A 786-nucleotide genomic window follows, 5' to 3' on the forward strand; every position below is an offset into this window, starting at 1 on the left:
ATAAAAGTTTGAATAGCTCTTTTTGCAACGATTCAATCGTTGCGGTAAATCTAGAATTAACGTTGACGTATTGTCTTGTTTTGTTCAGTTTTCAAAGTTCAATTTGTTACGCCGCTTCGTTTGGAGCGACTTTACTAATATAACACATATCCTTACTTCGCGTCAACAACTTTTTTGATTTCTTTTTTTCGAAATGTTGCTTGCTGCATCAGCGACGTTTATTAATATATCACGCTCTTAATGTTATTGCAATATATTTTTTACAAAAAGTTTAATGCTTGTCCATTTTTCTTGTTCTTACAGCGGTACATGTTTCATATGAATGATAATAGACTTTCCCTGAAAGGAGTTCCAATAAATGACGCTTATGCACGGAGCACAATACCTCTCTTACTTTATGGCCATTTATCTATTCGCTTACTCGTATGTATCAGGACTGAAGATCAGTGAAAGCACTAAACCCGTCAGAGGCTTTACATTTATTCTTTCGGTCGTTATGGCATTCGTCTTTTCAGGTTTTACATATGCATTCTCATAGCCAATGCTAATAAATATAATAATGAAGAGGCTGGGACGAAACTAAAAAACCACCATATAAACACAAAGAATTTCAGTATAGACTTTTAATGCCGCTAATGATTTCCGTGCAAGACTTCGCTTTCCGCGGCTAGCCCGTGAGCCTCCTCGTCAAGCCTGCGGGAAGAAAAGCGGAGGGGCTTTGCTCAGAGGCGGGTGGCATAAGGCGAATCGGCCACGAAGGCGTTCTTTGCCTTCTTGGTCGGTTTG

At 39.2% G+C, this 786-nt stretch carries 1 protein-coding gene; it reads left to right on the forward strand.

Annotated features, from left to right (window positions below; translation table 11 throughout):
- The first annotated feature begins 358 nt into the window (after positions 1-358).
- Positions 359-538: a hypothetical protein gene (locus tag AAEO50_RS21170; RefSeq protein WP_341986338.1), complete on the forward strand. Its 180-nt coding sequence runs from the start codon at positions 359-361 to the stop codon at positions 536-538.
- Positions 539-786 lie beyond the last annotated feature (248 nt).

This window comes from Rossellomorea oryzaecorticis (assembly GCF_038405515.1).
Lineage (GTDB): Bacteria > Bacillota > Bacilli > Bacillales > Bacillaceae_B > Rossellomorea > Rossellomorea oryzaecorticis_A.